Here is a 13,336-nt window from a genome sequence, read left to right as displayed (position 1 = left end):
TTCGTTCAATTCTTGCAAAGAAGTAAAAAATGAACCAAAAAAAAGTCTGGTGGAACAAACTGAAATTGATGTCGAAGAACAATTTTACTTCGATTGTAAAAAGAAATTAATAAATGGAATTGAATACGAAGCTTGTATAAAGCGTCCGGGAATATTTACAATCAAGAATTCGAAAGAAGAAGTAGTGTTTAGTCAAGAAGAAAACCCATTTGATTTCGAGTTTAACGATTTTAATGAAGATGGATATATAGATGTAGTTATGAATTATGCGACAAATTCACCTGGTCATCAAGATTTATTAATTTATGATAAAGACAAGGAAATTTTTATCAAAGTAGAATCTTTTTATAACTATCCTAACGCGAAAAAAATCGGAGAATCTAATCTTTATTATACCTATCACGCAAGTGGATGTGCTGACAATGATTGGGGAAGCGAATTATATGAATTAACTGAAACAAATATTACCTTGTTAGGAAAAATAAACGGTTTCGGTTGTTTAGAAAATGATACAAACGGAATCTACATCTACAAAGTAAATGGAGACGACGAAAAACTATTGAAGTATATAAAAAGAGAACAAGGATATTGGAAAGGAAAATATGATTTTATAGCGAAATATTGGACTGAGAATAAGAATATGTTCGAATAAAAAACGGTGTAGAACAACGTATATAGCTCATAGCTAGACATTTTATAAAACGAAGTTATGGCATATTTGCAAGTCCGCCAAATTTTTTAATTTGGCTTATTGAGAAAAAAAGATAATAATAAAATTAAAAAATCTGGCTAGTGCTTCATCCGAAAATAATTTCTAATTTGCACGCTACGAGCCATATACAAGACCGTTACCATCCATAACCCTATTACTTCAGAGCTTTAAACTTTTACGCCGATTTTCAGGCTGAAAAATCCAATACAAACTCCTTTCTATTCCACTAATCTCCAAATCAACTCTTGAGCAGGTTGAATAGCGGAAAACAGTTGCAGCTCCATTTGTAGACCCGTTAATCAGCAAGCGAACAAAACGAGCCTAGACAAAAAATTGAAAGTTAGTAGCTAACATAAGGGCAGTGTTTATGCATCTGCGAACTTTGAAGTTGGCAGCGAATGTGTCAACTCATGTGAAGATTACGCAGCACTCAAAAAGGAGTCCTGAATGTCATTGCGGGCGTTACAGATGGTAACAAGGGCTATGATTCATTGCTGCGGAATTTTCTACCGAAAATTCCTATCTTGCCAGCAAAGGCTTAGTAATGAGCGAAAATCCTAGCGGATTTTCATCGCAACGAAATCATAGCCGAGCCGTTGTAAAACATTTGAGAAAATGAAAGAAACTATCAAAAGTAGAATTCCAATTCACGTTGATTTAGCACCAAATATAGACGAAGTTTATTCTGGAATTTGCTTGAAATCAAATGAAAATATCTTTCTATTTGTCTGTTTTAATGAGGAAACAAAAGAGTTTGATGGTTACGCAATTATCCGAAATTTTGTAATTGAAAAATATCGAGAATGGGACGAGGAAGAATTAAACGAAATAAAGAATAATAACATCTCGGAATTTATTGGAAAACTACCACTCGAAAAAATGAATAATATGTTCGAATGTTTGACGGTATTAAAAAACGAAGAGTTGATTGCAATATTTACAGAAAATGACAATGATTCATACTTTGTCGGACAAATTAAAAGTCTTACGAAAAACGAAGCGGAATTGAAATTAATGAGTGAAGATGCTGAATGGATTGGAAATGAAAAAATAAAAATCGCCGAAATAACTTATATTGGATTTCGGACAAGCATTGAAAAAGAGTTACTGAATAAAAACGTTTTACAACACCGGCTATAGTTCATTGCTTCTGACTTTCCTCTCGGAAAGTCCTCGCAATTTTGCTATCTTCGGTTTACGGCGGAAAATCCTCGCGGATTTTCACGCAACGAAACCATAGCCAAACCGTTGTGTGTAATTAAAACGAAACCGACAGAAGACTATGAAAATTGGAGACTTATTTCACTTCACAAACAATCGGATTCGAATAATGATGTTTGATAGTAAAGAAGTATTTTATCAAACAGTTATGGAGGATGATACATTGGTTTATGCTAAAAATCGAACATTAAGTTATTATAGAACGCCAAAAGAATATTTCGAGAATAATTCTGAATTTATTAAGCATTTAGCCTTTACAGAAAAGGAAACCGAAATACATAAACCGAATTTACCTTTGAGGTTAAATTGTTTTTCTGGCCTATTTTGGACAAATAAATCCTTCGAAAACGAATCCGAATTTAAAGAGTTTCTTAATTCAGCGAATATAGACCAACAAGAATTAAAAGGTCTCGAAATTCCAAAAGTTGCAATATTTCCGACTAGCCAACAATTATCAAATAAGAAATCAACTTTGCTGGAAAATAAAGACGGTCATTTTTCAGGAAAAAATTTGATGATTGAATGTTTTAGAATACAAAGCAAATACGTGAAATCAGAAAAACCATACTTTTCGCGATTTAGATTAATTCCTGACGGACGTGAGGAAAAACGACTTTCGGGAATCGGAATTTACAGGTTGGGAATTAAAGGGAATTTACCTTCCTATTATTTAGGTGGAGAAATAAGTTTTATGGAATTGGAATCTGAACAAAGTTTAATAATGGAAAAATAACTACACACAAAACCGTATAAAATTAATGGCTAGTTCTCGCCTACCTACGAAAATCCTCGCGGATCTTCTATTCGGTCTTTATTTGCTAAATTAGGTGCTTAAACACGCCACTAATCTTATACAAACACGTTGGCTACCATTTGAAAAACGAGAATAATGAAAATTAAAAAAATAAGCGTAAGAAAACTTTTTGGAGTATTTGACCATGACATTCCAATTAACAAGAAAGGTGGAATAACAATAATTATTGGGGAAAATGGATTAGGTAAAACTATTGTTCTTGAAATGGTTGAAGCGCTATTTACAGGTAAATACTTCTACTTTAACTCAATAGCGTTTGAAAAATTAATTCTTGAATTCACTGACGGTGTCAAATGGGAGTTAAACAAAGAAGAACAAAAAGATGATTTTCCAATCATTAGTCTTAAACAGATTAATAAAAATGGCTCTTCCTACAAACCTTATAGGTTGTTAAACTACCAACCTGATGATTTAATCTCTCTTGCTAGAAGGATTTCAAGACATATACCACACATTCGAATGGTAGGCCCCAGAATGTGGGAAGACAGAAGGACAGGTGAAATTTTCCATGCTGACGAATTAGTATACCGATTTGGAGATTATTTGCCTTTTGGCGTGCGCCTAGATGACAAAGAGAAACCAAAATGGTTCACAGATAAACATGATCAAATTAATGTAAGCTTAATTGAAACTCAAAGATTAATTTCTCTCCAAGACAGGGAAGAAAAATCGCATGAAAAAACCGTTGAAAAGTACTCTAGTCAGTTAAGCAGAATAATAAAATCTTCCTTAACTGAATCGACCGAATTGTCTTCAAAATTAGACCGAACGTACCCAAATAGGTTAATCGAACGACTGAAGACTTCTTCAAATGTTTCGGATAAAGTACTAAATACCGAATTAGCAAGACTTGAGAAAAAAAGAGAGACACTAGATGCTGTAGGCTTAATAGAAATTGAAAAAGATTCGAATTTATTAGAGATTGAAAACCCTCAAGAAGTTATTAAAGATGTGCTAATGCTATACGTTGAAGACAGCTTTAAAAAAATTGAGATATTCGATACAATTGCCCGTAAAATAGGCTTACTACTTGAAATAATAAATAAACGCTTTAAGCACAAGAGATTCTATGTTGAAAAAGAATCAGGTTTTGTTTTTAGGTCAACAATTATAAAAGATGCTCATGGTGAATTCCAAAAAATACCTGTAACCAAGCTTTCTTCGGGAGAACAGAATGAACTAGTTCTTTTTTATGAGTTATTATTCAAATCCTCACCTAACTCTTTTATCCTAATTGATGAACCGGAAGTTTCTCTTCACATTTCATGGCAGAACTGTTTCATTGAAGACCTAAAAGAAATAGCAGAATTAAATAATCTTGAAGTTCTTATTGCAACTCACTCTCCTGATATAATTGCAAACAATTGGGATTTGAAAGTTGAATTAAAAGGTCTAGAATAATGGTTGAGCACATAACTGTAGAAAGGATTGCCAATGCCATTATGCTTAATACTTCATTCAATGGTTATTACCTTATTGTGGAAGGTCCAAAAGATTCCAATTTGTACGGAAAGTTTGTAGATGATAAAAACATTGCGATAAAAGAAGCTTTTGGAAATCAAAGGGTTCAAAATGTTTTGGAACTTTTGGAAGAAAGAGGATTTGATAGAAAAATTGGAGTAATTGATTCTGACTTCCGAAAAATTACAGGTGATTTAATAGAACTGGACGGTCTATTCCTAACAGATGATCATGATATTGAAATAATGGTAATTAAAACAAAAGCTTTAGAGTCCGTTGTCAGAGTCTTTTGTTCAAAAGCGAAAATTGAATCATTCGAGAAAAAAAACGGTAAAACGATTAGAGAAAAACTGTTAGAGCTAGGAACTGAAATTGGGTATCTTAAATTAGCTAGTAAGACCTATGACCTTGGTCTAGTTTTCAAACCTAAGAACCCTGAAGGAAATCAATTAAAGTATAAAAATTTCATTTCTGACAAAACGTTGGAATACTTAGGAGATGAAAAGTTAATCGAAACAGTATTCAACTATTCTATAAACCGTAAAGTAAAAACAGAAAGTAAAGAGGTTATAAATCAAAGATTATTAGATATAAAAAAGGACGATTATGATGTGTCTCAATTAGTAAACGGACATGATTTAAGTAATGTGCTATTCATATTAATGAAAAAAGTATTAGGTAGTAAAAACAATATGCTATATGACCATAATGCTGTAGAAGATAGTTTAACACTTGCTTTTGATTATGATGATTTTAAAGCGACAGATTTATACAAGAATTTAGAAACATGGTCAGTACAAAATCAAATCCAGCTGTTTAAATAAAAAACGGTAGCCAACAAAACCTATAAGCAATAGCGCCCTACGGGACGCTACCGCTCATAGCTAAAACGTTGTGCATAATGTCCCAAAACCGCAGAAATCAATGAAAAACCTGAATGGAACTTGGTTAAAAATTAAAACAGGAGCCGACTACTGCCGACCTGAATTTATTGAATTTAGTAACGACCAAATCATCCATTACGAACTTGAATTAAAAAGCGGAAATGAATTATCAAAAGTCCGAATTGGATGGAATGAAGAACTTTCTGAATCTAAATATGAGTTTATAAATGACAATCGTTTAAGAATATTTAGAATAGGAAAAACTCATACTGTGTTGAGCGAAACTGAATCTAAAACAGAGGATACTGAATTTGCAACTGACTATGAAAGAATTGAACCTACCAAAACGGAACTTAAACCTGAAAAGATTGAAACGCTAGAATTCAAAGCAGAGTGGAATAATGAAAAAATACTTTTAAAATTCAACGAAATATTGGACAGTACAGTTATCCAAGAAATAAACAAGAGAATGAAAAGAAGTGGACGCAAATTTGTTTTGGAAAATTTACATGGAACTTACTTTGCATCAATTTTTGACAACGATGAACGAGAAAAACTAGTCGGAATTAAGGAAATAGATGAGCATAAAGCAATATTGTTCGGATTTCCAGAAGAACCGTATGAAATTAAAGCTGAATAAAGAACACTATGCACAACACCGTGTATAGCTCATTACGGCTGAATTCCCAATCGGAATTCATTGCAATTTGCTATTTTTCGGTTACTGCGGAAAATCATAGCTGATTTCCCGCAACGAGCCATACATAAAACCGTTAGCACCAATTGAAAACAAACTGAAATGAAAATATTAATTAGTACAATTTTTACAGTATTAAGCATTTGTTATGTAAACGCTCAAGATATCTATTCGAAAGCCTATGGAAATCCACAAGACAAAGCTATAATATTTCTTCATGGTGGTCCTGGTTATAACTGTGTGAATTTTGAAGCGACCACGGCAAAACTACTTGCAGACAGTGGTTTTTATGTAATTGTTTATGACAGACGTGGAGAGGGACGTAGTAAAGACCCTAATGCAAAATTCACTTTTGATGAAACTTTTGAAGACTTAAATGCAGTTTATCAAAAATACGAAATTTCAAAATCGAGTTTAATCGGACATAGTTTCGGTGGTGTAGTTGCCACGTTATTTGCAGAGAAGTACCCTGATAAAATCCAGTCTATAATTCTTGTAGGAGCCCCAATTTCTTTACAGGAAACATACAAGACTATAATATCAACCTCAAAAGATATTTACAAATCTAAAAATGACAGTATCAATCTGAATTATATTTCAATGCTTGAAAAAATGGATACAAGTTCTATTGAATATAGCTCTTACAGTTTTATGCACGCAATGCAAAATGGATTTTATACACCAAAAAATATTTCCGAAAAAGCAACTGAGATTTACGCCAAATTCAAAACAGATACTCTATTGGTAAAATACTCAACACAAATGACTTATCAAGCACCTCAAGGTTTTTGGAAAAATGAAAACTATACAACACTTGACCTAAATGATAATTTGAAAGAATTAAAACGGGATGAAATCAAAGTTTACGCACTTTACGGACAGGATGATGGGTTGTTTTCTGAAAAACAAGTAACTGATTTAAAGTCGATTATTGGAAATAATAATTTGAAATATTTTAAAAATTGCTCACATAATGTTTTCATTGACCAGCAGGATAAATTTATCAACTCTCTGAAAGGATGGATAAAATAAAAACTGGTGCTAACATTGTATAAAAATAATAGCGGTTTAATTGCTAAAACGAAATGAAGTAATAACAAAAGAGGTCTGTATATATCCGAAAAGTAAGTGAATTTAAATCCGCTACTATTCTTATACGAGACAGTTACCATCCATACCCCTATTACTTCAGAGCTTCAAACTTTTACACCGATTTTCAGGCTGAAAAATCCAATACAAACTCCTTTCTATTCCACTATTCTCCAAATCAACTTTTGAGCAGGTTGAATAGCGGAAAACAGTTGCAGCGCCATTTGTGGACTCGTTAATCAGCAAGCGAACAAAACGAGTCTAGACAAAAAATTGAAAATTAATAGCGAATACAACTCCAGTGTTTATTCATCTGCGGACTTTGAAGTTGGCAGCGAATCTGTCAACTCATGTGAAGATTACGCGGCACTCAAAAAGGAGTCCTGAATGTCATTGCGGGCGTTACAGATAGTAACAAGGGCTATGATTCATTGCTGCAGAATTTTCTACCGAAAATTCCTATCTTGCCAGCAACGGCTTGGTGATGAGCGATAATTCTAGCGGATTTTCACGCAACGTAATCATAGCCGAGACCGTTACCATCCATAACCCTATTACTTCAGAGCTTTAAACTTTTACACCGATTTTCAGGCTGAAAAATCCGATACAAACTCCTTTCTATTCCGCTATTCTCCAAATCAACTCTTGAGCAGGTTGAATAGCGGAAAACAATTGCAGGGCCATTTGTGGACCCGTTAATCAGCAAGTGAACAGATTGAGGCAAGACAAACAAATAAACGTTAATAGCGAATACAACTCCAGTGTTTATTCATCTGCAGACTTTGAAGTTGGCGGCGAATCTGTCAACTCATGTGAAGATTACCCGGCGCTCAAAAAGACGTTCTGAATGTAATTGCGGGCGTTACAGATGGTAACAAGGGCTATGATTCATTGCTGCGGAATTTTCTACCGAAAATTCCTATCTTGCCAGCAAGAGCTTGGTGATGAGCGAAAATCCTAGCGGATTTTCACCGCAACGAAATCATAGCCTGGACCGTTAGCAATAATTATGAAAACACTCATTACATTACTTTTGACATTGAGCATTTTTTCAAAAACTGAGGCTAAAAAAAGATTTTTGCCTTATGAAATTATTATTGGAAGTGCTGATTTGGTTGTTGAGGGAGAAATAATTAGTGTTAATGGTGAATTTTATGAATTCAAGGTTACTGACTTTCTGAAAAATAAATCTGAAAAAATAATAACAGTTTTAATGTTTCCTGAATGGACTTGTGACAAAAGAATTATACCAGCTGAAAAAGGACAAAAACTATTACTATTCTTAACTAAATCAAAAGATGAATTTTATAAGATCATCAATGGTAGTACTGGAGAATTATTCATTGAAAATGTTGTCGGAGATTTTTATCAAGACTTTGATTTAGAGAATTATGATGATATAAAAAAAGGAATAAAGTTATTTGTAAAATCATTTGATTATTGCGGAGAATTGTATCCTAAATTTAATGAAAAGCAAACATTCAAAAAGTTACTAACAGAAACGGAATTGAGCAAGTTGGAATTGGAGTCGAAATTTTTTAAATCAATAAGAAAGAAAATAGCTAAAGAGTATTATATTGTATGAAATAACTATTGCTAACAATGTATAACCGCAATTACGGCGGATTCGACTACGTCCGAATCCACTCGGAATTGCTAAAGTCTGTGCCAAACCGAAAATATTCGCTAATTTAACCCGTAACTGACGGTTATACGAAACCGTTGGCAGTAAGTTAAAAACCAAATAAGAATCAGAAATGTCGGAAACAAAATTTGACATACTTAAACCGAACGATACAGAACATTTTGAACTAATTGCTAAATGGTACTTGGATGAATGGAAAATACCGGTATCCAAAACAATAGAGAAGCTCAAGAAAATCACGAATGATAAATCCCAATTTCAAGCTTTAATGACACTTAACGGGTTGCCAATTACCACAGGCGGAATTTATAATCACGTAGGATTACTTGATAAACAACCCAGATTTAAAATTTACAAGAATTGGTTAGCACTAATTTATACAATTCCAGAGCAAAGGAAAAAAGGATACGGAGCACTAATCTGTGATTTCATTCAAAACCATTCACGAGATTTAGGACTTGAACAACTTCATTTATACACAGACACAGCAGAAAGACTTTATGAAAGACTTGGGTGGATGAAAATTGAAAGACTTCAAATTGAAAGTAGAAATATTGTTGTAATGGATAAAAAATTGAAAACCTACTGCCAACACGGTATATAGCAAATAGGGCGTTCAGTGGTTTATGAAAGTACCGTGCTATTTACAAACATCGCCAAATCGTAGATTTGGCTTTTAAGAATGAATAAATTAAAAACAAAATACAACGCTTCGGCTCAGTGCCAAGTTGAAAGTTTATCGCTTTCTACTGCCCTACTTGCCATATACTAAACGTTGGTGGTAATATAACATGATACACAGAAAAGAAAGCATATCACTATTTGATTATCCATTGTTCACCATTGTGAATTTGGAAACACCTTCTGAAGAAAATTTGGATTTACCTTCAGATGCCTGTGTGGCTTATATCATTGAAGGAGATGAACAAGTATTTTCTGAATCAGAAAAAATAATTGCAAAAACGAATCACACCATTGTCTCTTTATGCGGACTTACGTTAGGAGGTATGCTCTCAAATCAACCAAATGGTAATATAAATTCAATTGTTGTTCATTTCAACAGAGATGTTTTGAATAGAGTTTTTGAAGGGGAAAAACCAGAACTGTGGCAGGAATTGGAAAAACCAGTAACTCAATTTGTCGTTCAATCTGCCGCTTCCGAAATGGTCAAGTATTACTTTGATACAATTATTAAATTCTTTGAAAATAAAGAAGCAATTACCGAGTCAATACTAAAAATTAAACTAAAGGAGATCATACTTTTTCTACTTCAAACTGATAACTCGAACTATGTTAGAAATATTATAAAAAGTCTATTCTCAGAAAGGAAATTTTCATTCAAAGAATTAGTAGAGGCTCATATAGAGAATACGGACTCCATTGAAAATCTTGCAATGGCTACTAATTGTTCTATTTCTACTTTTCAAAGAAAATTTAAGAACATATTCAATACTTCTCCTGCCAAGTATCGACTCGAACTGAAATTGAAAAAAGTATCAGAGCTACTGAAAACAAGTGACGACTCAATAAGCGATATCGGTTATACTTGTGGATTTGAGTCTCCAGAACACCTAAGTCGCTCTTTTAAAAAACAATACGGTGTTTCACCATCCCAGTATAGGTTGAACTTTTTAGTCAAGTAATTGACTATCCACATCAAGAGTCTCGCATGATATTTCAAGAATTTTGTTTCATAAACAATTCAAAATTCAGATTATGGAACAAATCACGCTCAGTTGGAAAAATGAAAGATTGAAACTTTTCGCCCTATGGCTTTTCATCCTTTTCAATATAATTTTTAGAGACATTCATCAAATGACTTTAAAATCGCACCTTGAAATGCTGTTAACGGGTTATTACAATGGAATGGAAGTTACAGAAGCAATTATGCTATTTGGAGCTTTGGTTGTTAACATCCCAATCAGCATGTTATTGGTTTCTCTATTCACTAAGCGACGTGTAAATAGAAAAATCAATATGATAGCAGGTAGCATCATGCCTCTAATTCTACTAACCTCCCCTCCAACAGATATGGACGATTATTTACATCTCACAATAGAGATTTTAGCATTAATATCTATCGTCACAACAAGCTTTAAGTGGAAAGAAGAAGTAAAAACTGAGTTATCGTGAAAGATTTAATCATCAATGAAAAGGTAGTATTATCTACACTTTGGGTTTTTGTATTGATGAATATGATTTATGCAGATATACTAAACACCTTGAAGCCTGGATACTTACAAGAGATTGAATATGTGGGTAATAATATTTCAGGCAAAACAGTATTGCTTTTTGCTTTTTTAATGGAGGTGTCAATTGCAATGATTCTACTTTCAAGAATTCTGAATAGAAAATGTAACCGAATTTTAAATTTTATCGCTGCTCCTGTTTCTATCCTTTGGGTTATTGTCCCCTCAATAGTAATGAGTGGCGGAAAGAGTCCTTTGTCCTACATATTCTTTGCATCAATTGAAACAATTGCCATGCTGTTCATCATTTGGTACAGTTTAAGGTGGAATAAAGAATAAATACTACCACCAACAATGTATAAAAGCAATAGCGGTTCGGGTGCAAACTCTAACCGTTTTTTGTATTTAATTCAGTATCTTGTATCTGGAAGCAAGTGTATTTTAATCCGCTACTGCTCTTATACTAACCGTTACCATACATTTTGACCGAAACTGACTATGAGCGAATTTAACGAATTCACTGAATTAAAAACTGAACCGAATATTGGAAAAAGAATTTTAGCTGGATTCATAGATTATCTAATAATTTATGTCTTCTTTTTCATTTATATCTACGCATTTGGAGAACCAAATGCGGAAGGTGAATATTCTGTAAATGGATTGCCAGCACTTGTGCCAATAATCTTTTGGGGAATTATGACTGTTGGACTTGAAATCGGACTCGGAGCAACACTCGGAAATTCACTCGCAGGACTGAAAGCAATTCCTAAAAAAGGAACTAACCGAAAATTGACTTTTGGCGAATCTTTTAAAAGACATCTGCTTGACCCAATAGATATGTTCTTTTTTGGACTAATTGGAATAGTAACGATAAAAAACACAGATAAAAATCAAAGATTGGGAGACATTTGGGGAAACACAATTGTCGTGCGGAATGAAAATCTGACTGAATAAAAAACTGAATAAAAACGTATGATAACACCGTGTATAGCTCATTGCGGCTGAATTCCTTAATCGGAATTCATTGCAATTTGCTATCTTTCGGTTACGGCGGAAAATCATAGCTGATTTTCCGCAACGAGCCATACACAAACACGTTGTACGCAAGCTGAAAAAATGAAAAAACTGACCTTAATAATTCTAACATCACTATACATTTTAAGTTGTACGGAAATTAATCGCACTGAAAACCTACTTGCCGAAGTTGAAAACTTAAAAATGAAAAATGATTCCCTAACCAAAATATTAGCTAAAAAAAAACCGAAATCAAATTATTGGTTTGATGCAGAATATGACGGAGAAAAACTAATTGATAGTGGAATTCCAAATCCTGTGGAATTTATTGAACAGAGTCTTCGAGAAAAAACTGAACTGATACCTTTAAAAGCAGTTTTAGGAGGAACAATGCATTTTGGAAATATCCAGCTTTTAGTAGTCAATGGTTAATAGCCGACTTTGACGATGGACACGTTCAAGGTAGAGGAATTTATAAATACGAATTAAATAATAACGGACAATTGGAATTCAAATTGCTGAACTCAATTGGACCTGAATAAATAAAAGCCAGCGTACAACAACTTGTAAGCGCAATAACGGCTGAATTTCCTAATCGGAAGTTCAACTCGTTTTGCTAAATTAGGTGCGTCAGCGGAAAGTACTCGCGTACTTTCCCGTTACTGACGCTTACACAAACCGTTAGCAAACATTAGAGAAACGAAATGAACGATACTACAACGAAATGGAAACCTGAACTTTATAATGAAAAACATTCTTTTGTTTATCAATACGGAGAGGGTTTAATAAAACTGCTTGACCCAAAAGAGAATCAAAGAATTTTGGATTTAGGTTGTGGGTCTGGACAATTGACTTCTAAAATAAATAAATTTGCTAAAAAGACTATTGGAATTGACAAATCTGCCGAAATGATTATGGATGCTAAATCAAAGTTTCCTAACATTGAGTTTCAAGTTGCGGATGCCAGTAATTTCAGATTTAACGAAAAATTTGATTCGATTTTTTCAAATGCAACATTACATTGGGTAAAGGACTTCAAAGGTGCAATAAAATGTATGTACGAAAATTTGAATTCAAATGGAAAAATTGTTCTTGAGTTTGGAGGAAAAGGAAACGTACAAACAATAGTCAATGAACTGAGAAGCTCATTGAAGATGAGAGGTTATGGAAAGCAATCCGAATTAGACCTATGGTATTTTCCGACAATTGGAGAATATTCGACTGAACTCGAATCAGCTGGATTTAGAGTTCTTTTTGCCGAACATTATGACAGACCTACTAAACTTGCCGATGAAAATTCCGGAATAAAAGATTGGATTTCTATGTTCGCCGAAAGTTTTTTTATTGGAGTTACAGAAAATCACAAAGAAGAAATAAAAGACGAAGTACAGGAAAAAACAAAGGACAAGTGTCTAATTGACGGAAAGTGGTTTGCGGATTATAAGAGAATTAGAGTTGTTGCGATCAAATAAAAAACGTTTGCTAACAATGTATAACCGCAATTACGGCGGATTCGACTGTATGCGAATCCACTCCGAATTGCTAACGCCAGTGTTAATCCGAAAAACAGTCAGTTAAATCCCGTAACTGACGGTTATACTATACCGTTG

General features: G+C 33.6%; 15 protein-coding genes. All 15 read left to right on the top strand.

Features of this window, described 5'->3' with window-relative positions; all coding sequences use genetic code 11:
* Positions 1–49 precede the first annotated feature (49 nt).
* The 15 genes from EGM47_RS13075 (at position 50) to EGM47_RS13000 (ending at position 13,198) form a co-directional block, all read left to right on the top strand.
* Positions 50–652: a hypothetical protein gene (locus tag EGM47_RS13075; protein ID WP_124981284.1), complete on the top strand. Its 603-nt coding sequence runs from the start codon at positions 50–52 to the stop codon at positions 650–652.
* Positions 653–1,327: 675 nt separating this feature from the next.
* A complete protein-coding gene (locus EGM47_RS13070) occupies positions 1,328–1,852 on the top strand; it encodes a hypothetical protein (RefSeq protein WP_124981283.1) in 525 nt (174 codons plus the stop codon).
* Positions 1,853–1,994: 142 nt separating this feature from the next.
* Positions 1,995–2,666 (top strand): hypothetical protein, encoded by a 672-nt coding sequence (locus EGM47_RS13060; RefSeq protein WP_124981282.1) that lies wholly within the window; start codon positions 1,995–1,997, stop codon positions 2,664–2,666.
* Positions 2,667–2,822: 156 nt separating this feature from the next.
* The gene (locus EGM47_RS13055; protein WP_124981281.1) at positions 2,823–4,148 is read left to right on the top strand and encodes an AAA family ATPase; all 1,326 of its coding nucleotides are present in this window, start codon (positions 2,823–2,825) and stop codon (positions 4,146–4,148) included.
* Positions 4,148–5,032, top strand: coding sequence for a DUF4435 domain-containing protein (locus EGM47_RS13050; RefSeq protein ID WP_124981280.1), 885 nt, complete (start codon positions 4,148–4,150; stop codon positions 5,030–5,032). The genes EGM47_RS13055 and EGM47_RS13050 overlap by 1 nt, the downstream gene beginning before the upstream one ends.
* A gap of 100 nt (positions 5,033–5,132) precedes the next feature.
* Complete coding sequence (locus EGM47_RS13045; RefSeq protein ID WP_124981279.1) at positions 5,133–5,732, top strand: hypothetical protein; 600 nt, start codon at positions 5,133–5,135, stop codon at positions 5,730–5,732.
* 159 nt (positions 5,733–5,891) lie between these two features.
* A complete protein-coding gene (locus EGM47_RS13040) occupies positions 5,892–6,821 on the top strand; it encodes an alpha/beta hydrolase (RefSeq protein ID WP_124981278.1) in 930 nt (309 codons plus the stop codon).
* A 1,066-nt stretch (positions 6,822–7,887) separates the two neighbouring features.
* Positions 7,888–8,463 (top strand): hypothetical protein, encoded by a 576-nt coding sequence (locus tag EGM47_RS13035; protein ID WP_124981277.1) that lies wholly within the window; start codon positions 7,888–7,890, stop codon positions 8,461–8,463.
* 172 nt (positions 8,464–8,635) lie between these two features.
* Positions 8,636–9,127 carry a GNAT family N-acetyltransferase gene (locus EGM47_RS13030; RefSeq protein ID WP_124981276.1) on the top strand — a complete coding sequence of 164 codons (492 nt, stop codon included), beginning with the start codon at positions 8,636–8,638 and terminating at the stop codon, positions 9,125–9,127.
* A gap of 187 nt (positions 9,128–9,314) precedes the next feature.
* Positions 9,315–10,166: a helix-turn-helix domain-containing protein gene (locus EGM47_RS13025; protein WP_124981275.1), complete on the top strand. Its 852-nt coding sequence runs from the start codon at positions 9,315–9,317 to the stop codon at positions 10,164–10,166.
* Positions 10,167–10,239: 73 nt separating this feature from the next.
* Entirely contained in the window at positions 10,240–10,656 is a 417-nt protein-coding gene (locus EGM47_RS13020) for a DUF6326 family protein (RefSeq protein WP_124981274.1), read from the top strand.
* Complete coding sequence (locus EGM47_RS13015) at positions 10,653–11,051, top strand: DUF6326 family protein (protein WP_124981273.1); 399 nt, start codon at positions 10,653–10,655, stop codon at positions 11,049–11,051. The genes EGM47_RS13020 and EGM47_RS13015 overlap by 4 nt, the downstream gene beginning before the upstream one ends.
* 159 nt (positions 11,052–11,210) lie before the next feature.
* The gene (locus tag EGM47_RS13010) at positions 11,211–11,666 is read left to right on the top strand and encodes an RDD family protein (RefSeq protein WP_124981272.1); all 456 of its coding nucleotides are present in this window, start codon (positions 11,211–11,213) and stop codon (positions 11,664–11,666) included.
* A 162-nt stretch (positions 11,667–11,828) separates the two neighbouring features.
* Complete coding sequence (locus tag EGM47_RS13005; protein WP_124981271.1) at positions 11,829–12,158, top strand: hypothetical protein; 330 nt, start codon at positions 11,829–11,831, stop codon at positions 12,156–12,158.
* A 272-nt stretch (positions 12,159–12,430) separates the two neighbouring features.
* Complete coding sequence (locus tag EGM47_RS13000; protein WP_124981270.1) at positions 12,431–13,198, top strand: class I SAM-dependent methyltransferase; 768 nt, start codon at positions 12,431–12,433, stop codon at positions 13,196–13,198.
* Positions 13,199–13,336: the final 138 nt, after the last annotated feature.

Source organism: Nonlabens xiamenensis (genome assembly GCF_003865345.1).
GTDB lineage: Bacteria > Bacteroidota > Bacteroidia > Flavobacteriales > Flavobacteriaceae > Nonlabens > Nonlabens xiamenensis.
Note: the sequence above shows the minus strand (reverse complement) of the source record. Positions and strands in the feature narration are given on the sequence as shown.

Excerpts from the sequence above, each read along its gene's own strand:
- EGM47_RS13035 (WP_124981277.1), top strand. The coding sequence starts at position 7,888 with ATGAAAACACTCATTACATTACTTTTGACATTGAGCATTTTTTCAAAA.
- EGM47_RS13040 (WP_124981278.1), top strand. The coding sequence starts at position 5,892 with ATGAAAATATTAATTAGTACAATTTTTACAGTATTAAGCATTTGTTAT.
- EGM47_RS13070 (WP_124981283.1), top strand. The coding sequence starts at position 1,328 with ATGAAAGAAACTATCAAAAGTAGAATTCCAATTCACGTTGATTTAGCA.
- EGM47_RS13030 (WP_124981276.1), top strand. The coding sequence starts at position 8,636 with ATGTCGGAAACAAAATTTGACATACTTAAACCGAACGATACAGAACAT.
- EGM47_RS13000 (WP_124981270.1), top strand. The coding sequence starts at position 12,431 with ATGAACGATACTACAACGAAATGGAAACCTGAACTTTATAATGAAAAA.
- EGM47_RS13025 (WP_124981275.1), top strand. The coding sequence starts at position 9,315 with ATGATACACAGAAAAGAAAGCATATCACTATTTGATTATCCATTGTTC.
- EGM47_RS13005 (WP_124981271.1), top strand. The coding sequence starts at position 11,829 with ATGAAAAAACTGACCTTAATAATTCTAACATCACTATACATTTTAAGT.
- EGM47_RS13010 (WP_124981272.1), top strand. The coding sequence starts at position 11,211 with ATGAGCGAATTTAACGAATTCACTGAATTAAAAACTGAACCGAATATT.
- EGM47_RS13050 (WP_124981280.1), top strand. The coding sequence starts at position 4,148 with ATGGTTGAGCACATAACTGTAGAAAGGATTGCCAATGCCATTATGCTT.
- EGM47_RS13045 (WP_124981279.1), top strand. The coding sequence starts at position 5,133 with ATGAAAAACCTGAATGGAACTTGGTTAAAAATTAAAACAGGAGCCGAC.
- EGM47_RS13060 (WP_124981282.1), top strand. The coding sequence starts at position 1,995 with ATGAAAATTGGAGACTTATTTCACTTCACAAACAATCGGATTCGAATA.
- EGM47_RS13020 (WP_124981274.1), top strand. The coding sequence starts at position 10,240 with ATGGAACAAATCACGCTCAGTTGGAAAAATGAAAGATTGAAACTTTTC.
- EGM47_RS13055 (WP_124981281.1), top strand. The coding sequence starts at position 2,823 with ATGAAAATTAAAAAAATAAGCGTAAGAAAACTTTTTGGAGTATTTGAC.